The organism is Pedobacter sp., from assembly GCF_041662865.1.
GTDB lineage: Bacteria > Bacteroidota > Bacteroidia > Sphingobacteriales > Sphingobacteriaceae > Pedobacter.
In genome coordinates, this window is record NZ_JBAZRL010000009.1 from 46,955 (window position 1) to 64,837 (window position 17,883).

At 34.3% G+C, this 17,883-nt stretch carries 21 protein-coding genes; 12 read left to right on the plus strand and 9 right to left on the minus strand.

Translation table 11 applies throughout. The features are described 5' to 3' along the window. Nucleotides 1-3 precede the first annotated feature (3 nt). The 3 genes from ccsA to WC622_RS05150 all read left to right on the plus strand — a co-directional run bounded on the left by ccsA (nucleotide 4) and on the right by WC622_RS05150 (nucleotide 2,450). A complete protein-coding gene (ccsA, locus tag WC622_RS05140) occupies nucleotides 4-660 on the plus strand; it encodes a cytochrome c biogenesis protein CcsA (protein WP_372817944.1) in 657 nt (218 codons plus the stop codon). Between the two features lie 4 nt (nucleotides 661-664). Beyond that, nucleotides 665-883: a CcmD family protein gene (locus WC622_RS05145; protein WP_372817946.1), complete on the plus strand. Its 219-nt coding sequence runs from the start codon at nucleotides 665-667 to the stop codon at nucleotides 881-883. A 145-nt stretch (nucleotides 884-1,028) separates the two neighbouring features. Beyond that, nucleotides 1,029-2,450, plus strand: a complete 1,422-nt coding sequence (locus WC622_RS05150; protein ID WP_372817948.1) for a Glu/Leu/Phe/Val dehydrogenase — start codon at nucleotides 1,029-1,031, stop codon at nucleotides 2,448-2,450. Between the two features lie 64 nt (nucleotides 2,451-2,514). Here WC622_RS05150 and WC622_RS05155 read toward each other — a convergent pair whose 3' ends face one another. Further along, nucleotides 2,515-2,973, minus strand: a complete 459-nt coding sequence (locus WC622_RS05155; RefSeq protein WP_372817950.1) for a hypothetical protein — start codon at nucleotides 2,971-2,973, stop codon at nucleotides 2,515-2,517. Nucleotides 2,974-3,136: 163 nt separating this feature from the next. Between WC622_RS05155 and msrA the strand changes: the two genes are divergently transcribed. The 9 genes from msrA (at nucleotide 3,137) to WC622_RS05200 (ending at nucleotide 10,048) form a co-directional block, all read left to right on the plus strand. Continuing rightward, complete coding sequence (msrA, locus tag WC622_RS05160; protein ID WP_372817952.1) at nucleotides 3,137-3,775, plus strand: peptide-methionine (S)-S-oxide reductase MsrA; 639 nt, start codon at nucleotides 3,137-3,139, stop codon at nucleotides 3,773-3,775. Nucleotides 3,776-3,945: 170 nt separating this feature from the next. Then, on the plus strand, nucleotides 3,946-4,362 hold the full coding sequence (locus WC622_RS05165) for a cytochrome c maturation protein CcmE (protein WP_173268499.1): 417 nt from the start codon (nucleotides 3,946-3,948) through the stop codon (nucleotides 4,360-4,362). Beyond that, a complete protein-coding gene (locus WC622_RS05170) occupies nucleotides 4,362-6,833 on the plus strand; it encodes a heme lyase CcmF/NrfE family subunit (protein WP_372817954.1) in 2,472 nt (823 codons plus the stop codon). Before WC622_RS05165 ends, WC622_RS05170 begins: the two co-directional genes overlap by 1 nt. Before the next feature lies 1 nt (nucleotide 6,834). Further along, nucleotides 6,835-7,593, plus strand: a complete 759-nt coding sequence (locus WC622_RS05175; RefSeq protein WP_372817956.1) for a Rossmann-like and DUF2520 domain-containing protein — start codon at nucleotides 6,835-6,837, stop codon at nucleotides 7,591-7,593. A gap of 42 nt (nucleotides 7,594-7,635) precedes the next feature. Continuing rightward, a complete protein-coding gene (locus WC622_RS05180) occupies nucleotides 7,636-7,968 on the plus strand; it encodes a 2Fe-2S iron-sulfur cluster-binding protein (protein WP_372818033.1) in 333 nt (110 codons plus the stop codon). A 79-nt stretch (nucleotides 7,969-8,047) separates the two neighbouring features. Continuing rightward, nucleotides 8,048-8,293, plus strand: coding sequence for a Fe-S cluster assembly protein IscX (iscX, locus tag WC622_RS05185; protein ID WP_131553036.1), 246 nt, complete (start codon nucleotides 8,048-8,050; stop codon nucleotides 8,291-8,293). 16 nt (nucleotides 8,294-8,309) lie between these two features. Next, entirely contained in the window at nucleotides 8,310-8,837 is a 528-nt protein-coding gene (locus WC622_RS05190; protein WP_372817958.1) for a KdsC family phosphatase, read from the plus strand. Between the two features lie 168 nt (nucleotides 8,838-9,005). Beyond that, on the plus strand, nucleotides 9,006-9,404 hold the full coding sequence (locus WC622_RS05195; RefSeq protein WP_372817960.1) for a hypothetical protein: 399 nt from the start codon (nucleotides 9,006-9,008) through the stop codon (nucleotides 9,402-9,404). A gap of 74 nt (nucleotides 9,405-9,478) precedes the next feature. After that, nucleotides 9,479-10,048, plus strand: coding sequence for a nucleoside triphosphate pyrophosphatase (locus tag WC622_RS05200; RefSeq protein WP_372817962.1), 570 nt, complete (start codon nucleotides 9,479-9,481; stop codon nucleotides 10,046-10,048). A gap of 55 nt (nucleotides 10,049-10,103) precedes the next feature. Here the strand turns inward: WC622_RS05200 and WC622_RS05205 are convergent, their stop codons facing one another. The 8 genes from WC622_RS05205 to WC622_RS05240 all read right to left on the minus strand — a co-directional run bounded on the left by WC622_RS05205 (nucleotide 10,104) and on the right by WC622_RS05240 (nucleotide 17,882). Then, nucleotides 10,104-11,009 (minus strand): exopolyphosphatase, encoded by a 906-nt coding sequence (locus WC622_RS05205; protein ID WP_372817964.1) that lies wholly within the window; start codon nucleotides 11,007-11,009, stop codon nucleotides 10,104-10,106. A 1-nt stretch (nucleotide 11,010) separates the two neighbouring features. Then, entirely contained in the window at nucleotides 11,011-11,724 is a 714-nt protein-coding gene (locus WC622_RS05210; RefSeq protein ID WP_372817966.1) for an SDR family NAD(P)-dependent oxidoreductase, read from the minus strand. 48 nt (nucleotides 11,725-11,772) lie between these two features. After that, nucleotides 11,773-13,104 carry an ABC transporter permease gene (locus tag WC622_RS05215; protein WP_372817968.1) on the minus strand — a complete coding sequence of 444 codons (1,332 nt, stop codon included), beginning with the start codon at nucleotides 13,102-13,104 and terminating at the stop codon, nucleotides 11,773-11,775. Continuing rightward, a complete protein-coding gene (locus tag WC622_RS05220) occupies nucleotides 13,097-14,008 on the minus strand; it encodes an ABC transporter ATP-binding protein (protein WP_372817970.1) in 912 nt (303 codons plus the stop codon). Before WC622_RS05220 ends, WC622_RS05215 begins: the two co-directional genes overlap by 8 nt. Before the next feature lie 335 nt (nucleotides 14,009-14,343). Further along, on the minus strand, nucleotides 14,344-15,063 hold the full coding sequence (locus tag WC622_RS05225) for a DUF72 domain-containing protein (protein ID WP_372817972.1): 720 nt from the start codon (nucleotides 15,061-15,063) through the stop codon (nucleotides 14,344-14,346). A gap of 252 nt (nucleotides 15,064-15,315) precedes the next feature. After that, entirely contained in the window at nucleotides 15,316-16,485 is a 1,170-nt protein-coding gene (dnaJ, locus tag WC622_RS05230) for a molecular chaperone DnaJ (RefSeq protein WP_372817974.1), read from the minus strand. Between the two features lie 2 nt (nucleotides 16,486-16,487). Continuing rightward, nucleotides 16,488-17,069 (minus strand): nucleotide exchange factor GrpE, encoded by a 582-nt coding sequence (locus WC622_RS05235; protein WP_372817975.1) that lies wholly within the window; start codon nucleotides 17,067-17,069, stop codon nucleotides 16,488-16,490. 129 nt (nucleotides 17,070-17,198) lie between these two features. Beyond that, nucleotides 17,199-17,882 carry a cell division ATP-binding protein FtsE gene (locus WC622_RS05240; RefSeq protein WP_372817977.1) on the minus strand — a complete coding sequence of 228 codons (684 nt, stop codon included), beginning with the start codon at nucleotides 17,880-17,882 and terminating at the stop codon, nucleotides 17,199-17,201. Nucleotide 17,883: the final 1 nt, after the last annotated feature.

The window sequence follows — 17,883 nt, forward strand, 5'->3', positions numbered from 1 at the left end:
AAAATGCAAAAATCTTGGTGGAAAATTTTAGGTGCTGTTTTAGTGATTTATTCAACAATCGCTGGGTTATTATTAGGCGTTCCGCATTTAGATATTTTAAATGAAACCATCAGAAATTTGTATTTCCACGTGCCGATGTGGTTTGCAATGATTGTATTATTTTCAATCTCTGTTTTTTATAGCATTAAATCTTTAATGTATACCAATGATGTTTATGATTTAAAAGCGGTTGAGGCTATAAATGCGGGCATTATTTTCGGGCTTTTAGGATTAATAACTGGTGCAGTTTGGGCAAAATATACATGGGGACAATTCTGGAGTTTTGATCCTAAGCAAAACTTTGCGGCGATATCTATTTTATTATATTTTGCGTATTTAGTATTGCGTAACGCGATAGACGAGGAGCAAAAAAGAGCTAAAATATCTGCCATTTACAATATTTTTGCTTTCCCAATGATGGTAGTTTTATTATTCGTATTACCACGTTTACAATCGTCTTTGCATCCAGGAAATGGAGGAAATCCAGGGTTTAATAGCTACGATTTAGATAGTCGTATGCGTATTGTTTTCTATCCCGCTTGCTTAGGATGGATACTTATTGGATATTGGATTTATACCATTCGTTTTAGAATTCGCTCTATAGAACATCAAACAAATTAATGCCATGAAGAAGATTATTTTTACTTTATTAATGTTAGTAACTACCCTAAATTTATTCGCTCAGAACAATACTGTAGAAATGGCTGATGCCTTACGTAGCGATGGGAAAATATACGTTGTTGTTGCTGTAATCGTTATAATTTTACTTGGTTTATTGATCTATCTCTTCTCTTTAGACAAAAGATTAAAAATGTTAGAAAAAAAATCTCCTAGCAAAAACTAATTTTAAACGTCCTAATCCTAATCTTTTACCTTTTTTGCAATGGTGTTTATGATACACTAAGCAAATTTTCACTTGCATTAGTGGTTTATTTTAATGCAATTTTGCACTCGTACAAGAAGAAAATTCAAATTTATAAAACAAAAAAATGGCTAATACAGCAAACGAAACAAGTTTTTTTACAGATGTTTGTAAGAACTTTGATAGTGCCGCACAATTCACCTCACATCCAGAAGGTTTATTGGCTCAGATAAAAGCATGTAACAGTGTATATCGTTTTCAATTTCCAATTCGTAGAGGAAATGGCTTTGAAGTAATTGATGCTTGGCGTGTGGAACATTCTCATCACATGAGTCCAACTAAAGGCGGTATCCGTTATAGTGATATGGTTAACGAAGACGAAGTAATGGCGCTTGCAGCTTTAATGACTTATAAATGTGCAATTGTTAACGTTCCTTTTGGTGGCGCCAAAGGCGGAATTTGTATCAACCCAAAAAACTATTCTGTTGCAGAGTTAGAAACAATTACTCGTCGTTATACAACAGAGTTGATTAAAAAGAATTTTATTGGCCCCGGCATTGATGTTCCTGCTCCTGATTATGGATCCGGCGAACGTGAAATGAGCTGGATTGCTGATACCTATATGACAATGAATCCAGGTTCTTTAGATGCTTTGGGTTGTGTTACTGGTAAACCAATTGCTTTACACGGTATTCGTGGTAGAAAAGAAGCAACTGGACGTGGTGTTGCATACGCAGTACGCGAGTGTGTAGCTCATGCAGATGATATGGCTAAAATCGGTTTAAAAGCTGGTTTAGGTGATAAAAAAGTAATTGTACAAGGTTTAGGTAATGTGGGTTATCACTCAGCTAAATTTTTGGCTGAATTTGGTGCAACAATAGTTGGTGTCGCCGAATATGAAGGTGCAATTTACAATGCAAATGGTTTAAATATTGATGAGGTTTTTGCACACCGTAAAAACACAGGTTCTATCTTAGGTTTCTCTGGTGCAACAGATTTTAAAAACTCGATGGAAGGTTTAGAGCAACCGTGCGATATTTTAGTGCCAGCAGCTTTAGAAAATCAAATTACTGCAGCAAATGTTCGTAACATTAAAGCAAAAATTATTGCAGAAGGTGCAAACGGACCATGTACTCCAGAAGCAGAAGAAATTTTTACTGAAATGGGCGGTATGATTATTCCTGATATGTATTGCAATGCAGGTGGGGTAACAGTTTCTTATTTCGAATGGCTAAAAAATCTTTCCCATGTTGCTTTTGGCCGTATGGAAAGCCGTTATGCAGAAAACTCTAATGCTAATTTAATTAATACATTAGAGAACTTGACAGGTAAAAAAATCCCTAATGAAAACCGGTTAATGATTGTTAAAGGTGCATCTGAAATGGAATTGGTAAATTCTGGATTAGAAGATACCATGATCCATTCTTATCGGGAAATTAGAGAAACTTTAGTGAACAAACCAGAGGTGAAAACGCTAAGAACAGCAGCTTTCGTAAACTCTATTGATAAAATTGCTATTTCTTACATGAACTTAGGTATTTGGCCATAGTTCAATATACCATAACAAGAAAGCCCCGATTTATTGGGGCTTTTTTTATGAATTTTTTTTAGAATTAAGTGATGGCATGAAAAACACATGTTAATTGGAGTAGAATTGCTATGATAAGACAAATTAGCCAACCGAAATACCACTGAAGACCAACACGAGTTTTAGCTACAGCTATAAAATAAAATATCAACATTATAACCGCACAAATGAATAAACTTAATGCAAATTTGTGCCAGTTAGAAAGTGGAAATAAGGCAATAACATAATAGGAGAGCAATGAAATAGAGCCAATAAGACAAACCAAACTTATTCTCCTAATAAATTCGAATTTCTTTTTCCTTAAAAAAATGAACGCAGCAATTATTTGAACACTCCATTTTGCACCAGCAATACTAGTAGATAAGATCATTTGATTTGCATCGGTGTATAGCAAATCGTTTTGACTAATAAATACAATGCTTATAAACAGAGATAATAGAAAATACAGAATAGTTAGACTAATATCTTCTTGAATATTTTGCATTATTCACAGCATTTATTTGCTAAAGTTAGCTGGTACTTAAACCAATACAAATACCTACTATTGGGTATTTCATAGTAAGAATGCTATTCATTTATTATTTAATCATGACAATTAGGAAAAACTATTTTCAGTTTCTAAGCGTATATTGTATAAAATAATCATCATGAAAAATCTAATCGCACTTTTATTTGTAACCGTATTTTTCTCTTGTACTAATGCAGAAGAAAAAGTAAAAGCAGAAGTTCCGAAAATTACAAAAACTCAAAGAGTAGCAGTTTTTGCTGGCGGGTGTTTTTGGGGACTACAAGAAGGTTTTTCAGAATTAAAAGGAGTGATCAAAACAACAAGCGGCTATGCTGGAGGCACGACTAAAAATCCATCGTATGAAGATGTAAATACAGAAACGACAGGTCATGCGGAAGCAGTTCAAATCGTTTATGATCCATCAGTAATTAGTTTTGCTCAATTATTAGATGTTTTTTTTGTAGTGCATGATGGCACTCAATTAAATAGACAAGGTCCAGATATAGGTACAAGTTATCGTTCTATTGCTTTTTATAACAATCCAGAAGAGAAAAAACTGATTGAAGCTGCTATCGTAAAAAGTAATCGTTCACAATTGCATCCAGGTCAAATCGTAACAGAAATTAAGCCAATGGCAACTTTTTATCCGGCCGAAAAATACCACCAAAATTTCGTGAAACTGAATCCAAATCAAGGTTACGTTGTAAATGTATGTGGTCCTAAAATACAGAAACTAAGAAAAGCCTTCCCTAACTTGTTAAAAGACGAGTTTAAATAGTTTTTGGTTTATTAGTTTTTTGGTTTTTTCGGCAAGTCTACTAACAAATTAACCATCCAACGAACTAATCAACGAATAATATCAATTAATTGTCACGTTGTGTATTACAAATAGCCTGCTACTATAGTTTTTTTATCTTTGTGGTCTTGGATTTTTAATTTAAACCCCACATGAGAAAAAGTGCTATTATCGGTTTAATTACAATTGCCATTTGTATTGGCTTTCTAGTAAGTCTAAATGCAGATACTGATACCTATTCTAATTTTACTGAGGCAGCTTCTTCCAATAAAGAAGAACATGTAATGGGACACTGGGAAAAAAGTAAAGGCACACAATACGATGCACTTAAAGATCCAAATCATTTTGCTTTTTACATGAAAGATGAAAAAGGCAAAGTAAAAAAAGTAGTGCTAAATGGCACCAAACCACAAGATTTTGAACGTTCGGAGAAATTGGTTCTAATTGGTAAAATGGAGAATGACACCTTTTATGCAACCAAAATATTAATGAAATGCCCTTCTAAATACAATGATAATTTGGTTGAAATAAACCAAGATGGTCAGGTAAAACAATACAAGAAACCTTAATGGATATACAATTTATAGGAGAAAACCTCCTTCCAGGTAAAATTGGACAGTTTTTTATTGTTCTAGCATTTGCTGCATCGCTACTATCAACTATCGCTTATTTCTTTGCGGTAAAAAACAAAAACTTAGAAGATAAATCTTGGGTTAAACTAGGTCGAATTGGTTTCTTAATCAATTTTGCAAGTGTTATTGGTATTGGAGTAACCTTGTTTTTCCTTATTCTAAATCATTATTTCGAGTATTATTACGTTTACCATCACTCTTCAAAAACACTTCCAGTATATTATATTGTTTCTGCTTTTTGGGAGGGTCAAGAAGGAAGTTTTTGGCTTTGGGCATTTTGGCAATCTGTTTTAGGTACAATTCTAATTTGGAAAGCAAAAACTTGGGAAAATGGAGTAATGACTGTAGTTGCTTTTTCTCAAGTGTTTTTAACATCAATGTTATTAGGTGTTGAAATTTTCGGTCAACGTATTGGCAGTTCTCCGTTTATCCTGTTAAGAGAAGCAGATGATTTAAAATCATTTGCACCTGTAATTTTTGCAGATCCAGAAAATTTTAGAAATTATTTAAAGTTTATCACTGATGGTAAAGGTTTAAATCCATTATTGCAAAACTATTGGATGGTGATACATCCACCAACATTGTTTTTAGGTTTTGCGAGTATGGTGGTTCCTTTCGCCTATGGCATAGCTGCATTATGGACAAGACGTTATAAAGAATTCGTTAAACCCGTATTGCCTTGGGTTTTATTTGCGGTAATGATTTTAGGTACTGGTATTATTATGGGCTCGTTCTGGGCATATGAAGCACTAAACTTTGGTGGTTTTTGGGCTTGGGATCCAGTAGAAAATGCGTCTATAATTCCTTGGTTAACTTTAATTGGAGGATTGCATGTAATCATTGCTTACAAAAATACTGGTCATGCTTACTTTACAGCGATGGCTTTGGTATTAATCAGTTTCCTTTTAGTTTTATATGCATCTTTCCTAACCAGAAGTGGTATTTTGGGAGATACTTCTGTACATGCTTTTACTGATTTAGGTATGTTCGGTCATTTGATTGCCTATAACGTAATCTTCTTAATCATTGCAATTTATTTTATAGCCACAAGGTGGAGTGAATTACCAATTACCCATAAGGACGAAGAAACATATTCTCGTGAATTTTGGATGTTTATTGGCGCTTTAGTACTTACAGTATCTTGTATTCATATTATTTTCGCCACTTCAGTACCAGTATTTAACAAAGCATTTGGTACAAACTATGCGCCAATTAAAGATGCAATTAGGTTCTATAATCAATGGCAAGCACCATTCGCCATATTAATTACTCTAATTTCAGGCTTCTCTCAATTTCTGAAATACAAAAGAACAGACCCACGCAAATTCTATAGTAGTTTAATTTCATCAATCGTTTTTGCATTGGTTTTAACCGGTGGCTTTGCATGGTTAACAGGTGTTTACACTAATTTGATGTATATCTTCTTAACGTTCAGCTGTATTTTTGCAGTTCTATCTAACGCCAGATTATTATCTACAGCATTTGCTGGAAAAGGAAGTAAATTAGTAGGTTCTGCAGTAGCACACATCGGCTTCGCTATTTTGTTATTAGGTGCTTTAGTAGCAGCAGCAACAAGTAATCCTATTTCGATAAATGAAACTAACTTTATCCCAGTTAAGGATTTCGAAAAAGCAGCGAAACCTGGAGAAAATATCATGCTGTATAAAAACGAACCCAAGAAAATGGGCAAATATACAGTTACCTATATCAGCGATACTACCATTGCACCAAATACATATTACAAACTTAATTTTAAAGTAATTGATGCACAAAGTGGAAAAGTAAAAGAAGATTTTGAGGTAAATCCAAGCATTCAAGAAAACGGCAAAATGGGTTTAATCGCTTCCCCAGACACCAAACATTATGTAACATCTGATATTTACACGCACATTACTAGTGCTGCCGTAAAAGAAGAGGAACATGGCGATCACGAAGGTCATTCTGAAGAAGAAAATTATAAAGCACCTAGAATTGTAAACTTAAGCGTTGGCGATACCATTCATGTGAGCAGCGGTGTGTTAACAGTAAAACCTATCAACAATAAACCTGTAGTTAGAGATTTGAAAATTGATGCTGGCGATTTAGCTGTTGGCTTACCATTAGAAATTAATGTTAGTGGTAAAATTTACAAAACCGAGCCTTTATTTTTAGTAAAAGGAAATAATACATTCGATTTTGCCAGGAAAATTGAAGAATTAGGATTGAGAATTAGATTTACCAAAATAATACCAGAACAAGGAAAGTTTGAAGTGCAGATTTACGAAAAACCACAACAAGCAAAGGATTGGTTAGTATTCAAATCTATCGAATTCCCTTATATAAACTTATATTGGGTAGGTACAATTGTAATGGTAATCGGTTTCTTAATCTCTATTTTTAGAAGAAAGAAAGAACTGAAAGCGAATTAAAATGAAAGTTGTAATTATAGGCGCTGGGAATGTTGCGACGCATTTAGCTAAAGCGTTGTTTTCAGCAAATGTGCAAGTAACACAAGTTTGGTCTTATCATTACAATAACGGAAAAATTTTAGCGGATCAAGTAAATGCTACTGCGATCGAAAACTTATCAGCACTTGATAAAAATGCGGATATCTGTTTAATTTCAGTTAAAGATGATGCAATTGCAGAAATAGCACAACAATTAATTGATTTTAAAGGAGTAATTGCACATACTTCAGGCAGTGTTAATATGGATATTTTAGCTGGTAGCGCAAACTATGGAGTTTTTTATCCACTACAAACTTTCTCTAAGGATAAAGAATTAAGTTTTGCAACTATTCCACTTTGTGTAGAAGCAAATAATGATGCTACCTTACAGTTCTTAAAAAAGCTGGCAAATAAATTGAGTACTCGTGTGGTAGAAATAAATAGTGAAAAGCGTAAAATTTTGCATTTAGCAGCAGTTTTTGCATGTAATTTTACCAATCATTTTTACGCATTGGCGGAAGAGGTTTTAACTGCAAATCAGTTAGAGTTTGATATTTTAAGACCATTAATTACAGAAACTGCTGCAAAAGTTCAACAGGCTTTGCCATTAGCAGTACAAACTGGTCCGGCAATTAGAAGTGACGAACAAACATTAAAAAAACACGAAGAATTGTTGTTACAACAGCCACAATTACTAGAGATATATAAAATAGTAAGTGAGAGCATTAAAAAAACCAGATAATTACACGATTGCGGTTTTAGCTCCTTACTTTTGCAACTAATTATGAGTATTTTTAAATTAAAGATAAATTTTGAAGAACAAGGCAAAACGCCAGTAGAAATACCTATTGCAGCCGGCGAAGATGTTTTAGATATTTGCTTAGATAATGGGATAGAACTACAACACAATTGTGGTGGCGTTTGCGGATGCAGTACATGTCATATTTATGTGAATAAAGGCATGGATAATATTCAAGAAATATCAGATAAAGAAGAAGATTTTATTGATAGAGCAGTGAGACCTAGAATTACATCACGTTTAGCTTGCCAATGTATAGTTTTAGATGGAGATATTGAAGTAACTATACCAGATCAATCAGAATTTTTAGGACATTAAATTTTAGATGTTTGTCATCCTGAGCTTGTCGAAGGGCAGTTAACTAAAATTTTACAATATTTCAATTTACAACAATAGTATGAACAACGATAAATTTGCATTACCAATTTACTGGAATGACCACGAAGATATAGCTCAAGAACTCTACGAAAAGTTTGGTGATGAATTTAATGAGGCTAAAATATACCGTATTAGGTTTACTGAGTTGTTAGATTGGGTACTTTCCTTGCCAAACTTTAAAGGGACTCGTGAAGAAAGCAATGAAGGACATCTAGAGCAAATTCAATCAGCTTGGGTTTACGAATGGAGAGATAATCAAGATTAGTTAATATATAACTACAATGTTTTTAGAAAACCTAAAAAATATCACCACTTTTATTTTCGATGTAGACGGCGTTTTAACAGATGGAACTGTTATTGCATCTGAATCTGGAGATCTTTTACGCACTTTTAATATTAAAGATGGTTATGCCTTACAACTGGCATTAAAAAAAGGCTATAACATTTGTATTATATCTGGAAGTGGTGGTGCTGCAACAACAAAACGTTTTGAAAATTTAGGCTTGCCAGATGTTTTCTTAAAAGTAGTTGACAAGGTTGAGGTTTTTGAAACCTATCTAAAAGAAAAAAATATTTCTCCTGCACAGGTTTTATATATGGGCGATGATATGCCAGACTATTATGTAATGCAATTAGTTGGTGTTGCCACTTGCCCGCTTGATGCTATAGATGAGATTAAACAAATTTCACATTATATTTCTCCTAAAAAAGGAGGCGAAGCTGCTGTTAGAGATGTGATTGAAAAGGTACTAAAAGTACAACAAAACTGGTTTGATCTTAATCCTTCTGCTGCAGATTCGAGTAAATAGAAATTTACCCCATTGTTTTTTAAGTGTTTAAGATTGTTACAATTATTTGCTGACCATAAATTAAACTTTCTAATACTTTTACGTTCTAAGAAATACAAAAACATAAAAGAACCAGGGATTTCTATGCATGGCTAAGACGTTCCAAAACACTTAAAAACAAAAAACAACATGAAAAAATTAGTATTATCATTGGTGTTTGTTGCAGGATTAGCTTTCGGAGCAAGTGCACAACAAGGTGGTCAACGTCGTATGATGGCTACACCAGAAGAAAGAGTTAAGCAATTAGATGAAAAAGTTAAATTAACTGACGATCAAAAAACAAAAGCAACTGCAGTATATACAGAAGCAGCTGAAGTTCAGAAAAAAATGCGTGAAGAAATGCAAGGTGGAGGTGGCGATATGGCTACTATGAGAGAGAAAATGACTAAAATGCAAGCTGATCTTGATGCTAAAGTAACTGCTCTTTTAACAGAAGATCAGAAAAAAGCTTACAAAACTTGGCAAGATGAAGTTAAAGCTGCTAGAGAAAAAGCAATGAAAGAAAGACAAGGTGGCGGTGGTCAATAATTAACCATCACATTTTATAAATAACAAAAGCGACTTATGGTCGCTTTTGTTATTTTAGCACAAATTTATACAACATGTACCAACAGCAACAACCCATTATTTTAGCCTCAAAATCTCCACGTCGTCAAGAATTAATGAAATTGATAGGCTTAGAGTTTACTATTGAATTGAAGGAAGTAGACGAAAGCTATCCTGATGGATTAAGTCCTGCACAAGTTGCTGTGTATATTTCAGAGCAAAAAGCAAAAGCATTTGGTAATGCCGAAAATAAAATTGTAATCACTGCAGATACTATCGTGGCTTTAGATGGTGAAATTTTAGGTAAACCAAATGATAAACCACATGCGCAAGAAATGTTGCGTAAATTATCTGGTCGTACACACGAAGTATATACGGGTGTAACCTTAATTAAGGATAATAAATTGGTATCATTTTATGATTTAACCGAAGTGCATTGTAAAGAAGTAAGTGATGAAGAAATAGATTTTTACATCGATAATTACCAACCTTATGATAAAGCAGGAGCCTACGGCGTACAAGATTGGTGGGGTTTAGTCGTAGTTAAACGTGTCGAAGGTTCTTATACTAACGTGATGGGTTTGCCAACAGAAAAACTATATCAAGCATTAAGTGATTTAGGATAACACTCAATATTATCACCCACAGGGGAGTGATGGTTGGAGGTGGTGATAGGCTAGTCTATACCTTCAAACTCTGCAAAACACCCATCTTCAAATCATAAGTAGAAAGTTTTATCTTCTTTATATCAATCGAATTTATAATATAATTCGTTAATAAACTCGCCATTACAATCATATCTACACGAAGCGGAATTAAGCCTTTCATGTTTGCACGTTCATTGTGAGTAGCTTTAATTAAAGTGCTAGCCAATTCAGTATATGCAGGTAAAGAAATGTTTGCCGTACTTATTTTGGCAACATCAATCTTTGGCGAAATCATTCCTGCAAAGGTTTCAAATGCACCAGCCGAACCAATAAGTGTTTTAGGTTTATAAGCTGCACAAATTACTTTAAGTGCTTTTAATTCCTCATCTAAATGTTCTATTATTGATTGCTGATCAGCCTCATTAATCGGATCTGATTTAAAAAATCGTTGCATTAACCTTGCTGCACCAATATTATAACTCTTTTTCCAAACAAGCGTATCTTCATCGCACAGAATAAATTCAGTACTACCACCGCCAATATCCATAATTAAAGATTTATCTTTAATAGCTCCACTACATTTTACCCCTTCGTAAATATATTGTGCTTCCTCATCACCATCAATAATATCAATTTCAATATTAGCCTGTTTTTTAGCAGCCTCAACAAAATCTAACCCATTTTTTGCACTACGAACACCAGATGTTGCCGTTGCTTTAATAACATCAACTTCATGTTTATCTAGCTCTGCTCTAAATTCTTTCAAACATGTTAAACCACGTTTAAATGCAGTAGGAATTATTAAATTATTTGCAGTAATATTCTCACCTAATTTTACAGGTTGATTAGTTTTATAAAGTACATGAAGTTCACTTGCATGTTGCTCTGCAATTATTAAATGAAAAGTATTAGTCCCTAAATCTATTACAGCTAATTTCATGTTACATTCTTTCGTATAAAAAACGCGGTATCATCTTTAATAAAAAAGCAATAATTTGCCAACGCTTAGTTATATAGATAACGTTCTTTTTGGCTTTAATTGCATTAAATATTTGTAAAGCTGCTTTCTCTGGTGTTGCCATCCAAAATTTCTTCTCGGCTTTTGCCATTGCAGTATCCACAAAACCAGGCCTTGCATCAGTAATTGAGATCGCTAACTTTTGTTGTTTTGTTTTTTGTCGTAATCCTTCTAGATAATTAATTTGATAAGCTTTACTGGCATTATAAGCTGGAGCAATAGCGCCGCCTCTTAAACCTGCAATAGAACTGATGACTGCAATTTGTCCGCCTTTTTGTTCTTCGAAGTAATGATATGCCCAAATAACAACCTTATTAAATGCTTTCACATTCACATCAATAGTCGGCAATTCTAAATCTATGTTTAAATCATTATTTAACTCCCCAATTCCAGCACTAAAAATTAATAAGTCTAATCCGCCTAATTGTTCAGTTAAAACCTGCAGATTTTCTTCTAAATGATTAGCTGTAGCATCAATTGTTAAACTATAAAAGCTGTAAGGCCTTTCAGTGTGTAATTCGGCTAATAGATTTTTCCTACGACCAGTTATACCAACTTTATATCCATTATCTGCTAATAGTAGTGCCAATGACTTTCCAATGCCTGAAGTTGCACCAACAATGATTGCTTTTTGCATATAAATCTAATGGCAAAGATGCTTAGTATAAAAAACTACCTAAAAAAGCTAGTTTTTATATGTAAACCATTTAAACATTTCTTTAAAAGTAGTTTTCTTGCCGTACATTAAAATACCAACTCTATAAATCCTACTAGCAACCCAAACCGTTCCCACAAAACCAACCACTAAAATTACCATAGATAAAGCAAGCTCCCAATTTGGTACGCCATAAGGTAAACGTACAACCATAGCAATAGGAGAGGTAAATGGTATCATCGAAAGCCAAAAAGCAATATTTCCATACGGATCATTTGTAACTACACTTAACGATAAAGCGTAACCCAATAATAACGGCATCATCACAGGCATCATAAACTGCTGGGTTTCCGTTTCACTATCAACTGCAGAGCCAATGGCAGCATATAAAGCGCTGTAAAACAAATATCCACCAATAAAGAAGAAGATAAATACCGAAACAATTTTGCCAAAATCAAGCCCTGCTAAGCTCTTTTGAATATCCATCATTGGACCTTGTGCTGGAGAAACTACTTGTGTACTTGTGGTAACCTGACTACCGCTTTGTGCAGAGGTGGCTATTTTTTTAACATCTACTTTATCCGCTAAAATAGTTACAGCAACAGTACTAATGGTAAGTGTTAAAACAATCCATAAAATAAACTGAGTTAAACCCACTAAAGCAATACCAATAATTTTGCCCATCATTAACTGAAAAGGTTTAACAGAAGAAATCATTACTTCAATAATTCTGCTTGTTTTCTCTTCAATAACACCACGCATTACCTGTATGCCGTAAAGCATAATAAACATAAACATTAATATCCCAGCTATAAATGCAATAATTGTACTTGCTCCGGCACTGCTCGATTCTTCTTTTCCAGTATCAGCAATCTTTTTGGTTTCAATATCAACCGATGTTTTCAACTGATCTAAATCACTTTGTGCAATACCTGATTCTTTCAACTTTTGGTTGCGAATCAACTCTTCAATATCACTAGAAATTCTATTATTCAACGATAAACCAGCCTGCTTTGCACCAAACAATTCTATACCTTTTGGCGCTTTTAAATCAAACTCAGGTAAATACAACACATAATCATAGTCAGATTTTTTTAGCGATTTCTTCATCTCATCCAAACCCTTGCTTACATAATCGTATTCAATGTTTTTGTCCGATGCCAGTTTATCGGTTAAGGTTTTGTTACTACTTACTACAGCAATTTTATCATGCGTACCGCTAATGCCTTTGTAAGTGAAATAACCAATTAAACCATAAATCCCTGCAATTAAAAGTGGCGTTAAAAAAGTCATAATAATGAACGATTTTTTCTTCACTCTCGATAAATATTCCCTACGTATAATGAGTAAAATCTTATTCATAATCTTGTCTTTTAACTTTGTCAATAAAAATATCGTTCATGGTTGGTATCACCTCATCAAGGCGATGGATAGAAACATGAGGTAGCAATAAACTGAGCACCTCATTAGCAGTTTTATCTTTTTGCAATTGCACTTTAATTAAGGTTTTCCCCTTAACATTTTCAGTTTGCAGCACTTCAAAAACTCCTTTAGCGCTAGCTACATTATACTCGCCTTCATATTCAATCCAATAGGTATTATTCCGATAAGTACCCTTAATCTCGTCTACACTACCATCTAAAATTTTCTTAGATCTATCAATTAAAGCAATATGATCACAAAGCTCCTCCACACTTTCCATTCTATGCGTAGAGAATATAAAAGTAGCCCCTTGTTTGTTCAACTCTAAAATTTCATTTTTTATAATATCTGCATTAACAGGGTCAAAACCAGAGAAAGGTTCATCTAAAATTATTAGCTCAGGTTGATGCAAAATGGTAGCTACAAACTGTACTTTTTGTTGCATACCCTTACTTAAATCTTCAACTTTTTTAGTCCACCAGCCAGCCATTTCTAACTTTTCAAACCAAAATTTAATGCGCTTAGTAGCTTCAGCAGTGTTTAAGCCCTTTAATTTAGATAGATATAAAACCTGTTCGCCAATTTCCATTTTCTTGTACAAACCACGCTCCTCAGGTAAGTAGCCAATTTGCGAAATATGGTTGGCATTTAACCGCTCGCCATTAAAAAGAACTTCGCCACTATCTGGTGCAGTAATTTGAGTAATAATTCTAATTAAAGAAGTTTTGCCAGCACCATTAGGTCCTAAAAGACCAAATATTTTACCTCTTTCTACTTCCAAGCTAACTTGGTCTAAGGCACGGTGCGTTGCATATTGTTTTACAATATTTTTTACGCTTAGCATTTTACGATGTTTGTTTTAGTTAGTAAATATAAGATGCAGGCAGGTTAAAAATGTTACTATTTTTAACATATTCAACTAGTTTATATTTTTTAAGCGCCCCATGTTTCTATTACAGTCAATAAACTCTTAGAAAAACGAGTCAGCATTTCATCTGATTTTCAGCCCCGCTTTTCGTTGCAATCTTTTTGTGTTAACGTTTACCGTCATTTCTACCATAGTGGAGAAATCTTAGGCTGTGCATTCTAACACAGGATAATGCAGCACAAAAAGTATTTTCACTGCAATCGGGTTTAATGTTGAAAGAAAGAAGTCCGTTTGAACCGTTGCAAAACGTACTACTCTTTCGTTAACTCTTGTAATTGCCGTGCATTGGTCAATGCACCAGTTCCCCAAGTATTGTTAAAGTAAATAAAGGCTTCTTCAGTCCCCCTTGGAACTTGTGCAACTAAATCTTTCATCACTTCTTCAGCATATGCAGACTTATATAAAACTGGCTTACCATGAAAGCGATAATACACCCTAGCATTATTTTTCACCACCTTATCCGATAGCGCAGAAGGATAACTCTGTCCGCAGAAAATGATGTTATGCTCAGCAAGTTTCGAATAAATTTCTTCATCCCACCAAGAGGTGTGTCTAAACTCTACAACATTCTTTAATGTTGGGTCTAACAAATCAATTAACAACTGTAAACGCTCGGCAGTGTAATCAAACTTAGGGGGAAACTGAAATAATACACAAGCCAATTTATCGGTTAAACCATTAACAACCGCCAAATAAAAATCAGCCAGCAATGCTGTACATTCTTTTAGTTGTTTGTAATGCGTAATTAATCTTGGCGCCTTAATAGTAAACACAAAATCAGCTGGACTTTCAGTATACCATTTCTCAAAAGATTTTTGAGTTGGCATTTTATAAAAAGTAGAATTAATCTCTATTGTATTAAAATGTTGACAATAGAATTTAAACCAATCTTTTTGTTCCAATCCCTTTGGATAGAAAACCTCTTTCCATTCTCTATAATAAAACCCAGAACAACCAATACGCCAATTCATGTTAACTTAACAAAATTGGTTTTTAAATGTTTAGTTTAACTCAACACCACATTAAACCTAGCACCAGCTACTATCAAACTACGACCTGCAAGTTTTAAACTACGACCTTCAAGTACCAAACTATAACTCCAGCTGTAAGAGCCTTAGCCGGGCGAGTAAAAAAAATCCTTTGACAGCTCAGGATGAAAGTGTAGATGAGAGAGATAAGGTTAAATGCAAAAAAAATCCCAACCATTTGGTCGGGATTTTCTCTTATTCAAAATATTCTTTCATTTTATCAAAGAAACTCTTATCGTTTTTACCAGGTTGCGGCTTAAAGTTTGGAGATTCTCTTAAACTCTCTAAAATGGCCCTTTCTTCACTGCTTAACGCTTTAGGAGTCCAAATATTTACATGAATAATTTCATCACCACGATGGTAAGAATTTATTTCAGGAATACCTTTTCCTTTTAAGCGCAATAACTTTCCACTTTGTGTACCAGGCTCAATTTTAATTTTTGCCTTTCCATCAATAGTAGGAACTTCAGCACTATAACCCAAAGCAGCATCAACAATACTCACATGTAAATCGTACACAATATTATTGCCTTCACGTTTCAAAGTATCATGAGGTAACTCTTCAATCAAAATGATTAAATCACCAGGAACACCACCATGTGGAGCTGCATTACCTTTCCCAGCCATGCTTAATTGCATGCCCTCGCTTACACCAGCAGGAATATTTATTGTAATTGTTTCTTCACCACGAGTAGTTCCTTCACCATGACAAACATTACATTTAGCAGTAATTTGTTGTCCACTACCATGACAAGTAGGGCAGGTTGCAGTAGTTTGCATCTGTCCTAAAATAGTATTGGTTACTCTACGAACTGCACCGCTACCACCGCAAGTTTTACACGTACTTACAGAAGATTTATCTTTAGCGCCACTACCATCGCAGGTTTTACAAGTGATTTGTTTATTAACTTTTATCTTTTTCTCAGCACCATGAGCAATTTCCTCAAGCGTTAATTTAACCTTAATACGTAAATTACTGCCTTTAGCTACTCTACGACCGCCACCACGAGATTGTTGGCCACCGCCAAAGAAGCTATCAAACGGACTGCCGCCACCGCCACCGAAAATGTCGCCAAACTGACTAAAGATATCTTCCATGTTCATGCCACCACCACCATAGCCGCCACCGCCACCTGCGCCACCAACACCCGCATGACCATATTGATCATAACGTTGTTTTTTCTCTGGACTACTTAAAATCTCGTACGCTTCTGCTGCTTCTTTAAATTTATCTTCAGCAACTTTGTCATCAGGGTTTTTATCAGGGTGGTATTTAATAGCCAATTTGCGGTATGCTTTCTTAATTTCCTCCGCTGATGCGTTTTTGGCTACGCCAAGTATGTCGTAAAAATCTCTTTTGCTCATTGTTAACTACCTACTACCACTTTTGCAAAGCGAATAACTTTGTCATTTAGCGTATAACCTTTTTCTAATTCATCAACTACTTTACCTTTTAAATCATCAGATGGAGCAGGTATTTTAGTAATTGCTTCGTGCATATCAGTATCAAAAGCAGTATGCATGCTTTCCATTTCTTTTAATCCTTTTTGACTTAAAATGCTTTTAAGTTTAGTTTGCACTAACATGATACCATCACGAATGGCACTCACTTCTGTAGCGTTTTCAGTCGCTTTAAGCGCACGTTCAAAATCATCTAAAACAGGCAATAAAGAAACCACTACATCTTTTCCGGCTGTTTGCAATAACTCCACACGTTCTTTTTGTGTACGACGTTTATAATTATCAAATTCTGCAAATAAACGTAAATATTTGTCGTTTAAAGCTGAATTTTCTTGCTGTAATTTTTCCTCAACAGAAAGTTCTACTACAGGTTCTGCAGGTGCATTTTCTGTACTTTGAGTTTCTTCGCTTTGTGCGTTTTCTATTTCTTGCTCTACCTCGTTATTTTTAATAACCGGTTCTTCTTCCTTTTTCTTCTTATTAAACATGTTGTATACTCGTGTTTTTTGTGTTCAAACTCAAAAGTTTTGCCAATAACGAAAATCAGCCATGCTGTCAGTTTTAATTAGGTATTACTGAACAGAATGGCTGAAATTTAATTTTTTGTCAGAATTGTACTAAGCAATTTGTGCATCTTCATGCACAACACCACCTTCACATTTAATAATACGTGAAGGGAAAGTGCGAATGATATGATAATCGTGAGTAGCCATTAAAACAGCAGTTCCACTTTGGCTAATTTGCTTTAATAGCAATACAATTTCTTCAGATGTATCTGGGTCTAAGTTTCCTGTTGGCTCATCGGCCAAAATAATTTCAGGATTATTTAACAATGCTCTAGCAATAACAACGCGTTGTTGTTCACCACCAGAAATTTCGTGAGGCATTTTTTTAATTTTAGAACGTAATCCAACTTTCTCTAATACATCTTTAATGCGTTCGTTAATTAGATTTTTATCATTCCAGCCTGTTGCTTTTAAAACAAACTCTAAATTTTGTTCAATCGTTCTATCACTTAATAACTGAAAATCTTGAAACACAATTCCCAGTTTTCTGCGTAAGTATGGAACATCTTTATCGGCTAGATTTTTTAAATTGAAACCTGCAACAGCTCCAGTACCATTGCCAATGTGTAAATCGCCGTAAATTATTTTCAGTAAACTACTTTTTCCAGAACCTGTTTGACCAATTAAAAAAACAAATTCGCCTTTGGCTATGTCTAAATTTACGTTTGATAAAACCAAGTGTTTTTGTTGAAAAACATCTACATTTTGTAAGTTGATAACTATGTTTTCTGCCATG

Coding starts and splice junctions, on each gene's coding strand:
- ccsA (WP_372817944.1), top strand. CDS start 4: ATGCAAAAATCTTGGTGGAAAATTTTAGGTGCTGTTTTAGTGATTTAT.
- WC622_RS05145 (WP_372817946.1), top strand. CDS start 665: ATGAAGAAGATTATTTTTACTTTATTAATGTTAGTAACTACCCTAAAT.
- WC622_RS05150 (WP_372817948.1), top strand. CDS start 1,029: ATGGCTAATACAGCAAACGAAACAAGTTTTTTTACAGATGTTTGTAAG.
- WC622_RS05155 (WP_372817950.1), bottom strand. CDS start 2,973: ATGCAAAATATTCAAGAAGATATTAGTCTAACTATTCTGTATTTTCTA.
- msrA (WP_372817952.1), top strand. CDS start 3,137: ATGAAAAATCTAATCGCACTTTTATTTGTAACCGTATTTTTCTCTTGT.
- WC622_RS05165 (WP_173268499.1), top strand. CDS start 3,946: ATGAGAAAAAGTGCTATTATCGGTTTAATTACAATTGCCATTTGTATT.
- WC622_RS05170 (WP_372817954.1), top strand. CDS start 4,362: ATGGATATACAATTTATAGGAGAAAACCTCCTTCCAGGTAAAATTGGA.
- WC622_RS05175 (WP_372817956.1), top strand. CDS start 6,835: ATGAAAGTTGTAATTATAGGCGCTGGGAATGTTGCGACGCATTTAGCT.
- WC622_RS05180 (WP_372818033.1), top strand. CDS start 7,636: ATGAGTATTTTTAAATTAAAGATAAATTTTGAAGAACAAGGCAAAACG.
- iscX (WP_131553036.1), top strand. CDS start 8,048: ATGAACAACGATAAATTTGCATTACCAATTTACTGGAATGACCACGAA.
- WC622_RS05190 (WP_372817958.1), top strand. CDS start 8,310: ATGTTTTTAGAAAACCTAAAAAATATCACCACTTTTATTTTCGATGTA.
- WC622_RS05195 (WP_372817960.1), top strand. CDS start 9,006: ATGAAAAAATTAGTATTATCATTGGTGTTTGTTGCAGGATTAGCTTTC.
- WC622_RS05200 (WP_372817962.1), top strand. CDS start 9,479: ATGTACCAACAGCAACAACCCATTATTTTAGCCTCAAAATCTCCACGT.
- WC622_RS05205 (WP_372817964.1), bottom strand. CDS start 11,009: ATGAAATTAGCTGTAATAGATTTAGGGACTAATACTTTTCATTTAATA.
- WC622_RS05210 (WP_372817966.1), bottom strand. CDS start 11,724: ATGCAAAAAGCAATCATTGTTGGTGCAACTTCAGGCATTGGAAAGTCA.
- WC622_RS05215 (WP_372817968.1), bottom strand. CDS start 13,104: ATGAATAAGATTTTACTCATTATACGTAGGGAATATTTATCGAGAGTG.
- WC622_RS05220 (WP_372817970.1), bottom strand. CDS start 14,008: ATGCTAAGCGTAAAAAATATTGTAAAACAATATGCAACGCACCGTGCC.
- WC622_RS05225 (WP_372817972.1), bottom strand. CDS start 15,063: ATGAATTGGCGTATTGGTTGTTCTGGGTTTTATTATAGAGAATGGAAA.
- dnaJ (WP_372817974.1), bottom strand. CDS start 16,485: ATGAGCAAAAGAGATTTTTACGACATACTTGGCGTAGCCAAAAACGCA.
- WC622_RS05235 (WP_372817975.1), bottom strand. CDS start 17,069: ATGTTTAATAAGAAGAAAAAGGAAGAAGAACCGGTTATTAAAAATAAC.
- WC622_RS05240 (WP_372817977.1), bottom strand. CDS start 17,882: ATGGCAGAAAACATAGTTATCAACTTACAAAATGTAGATGTTTTTCAA.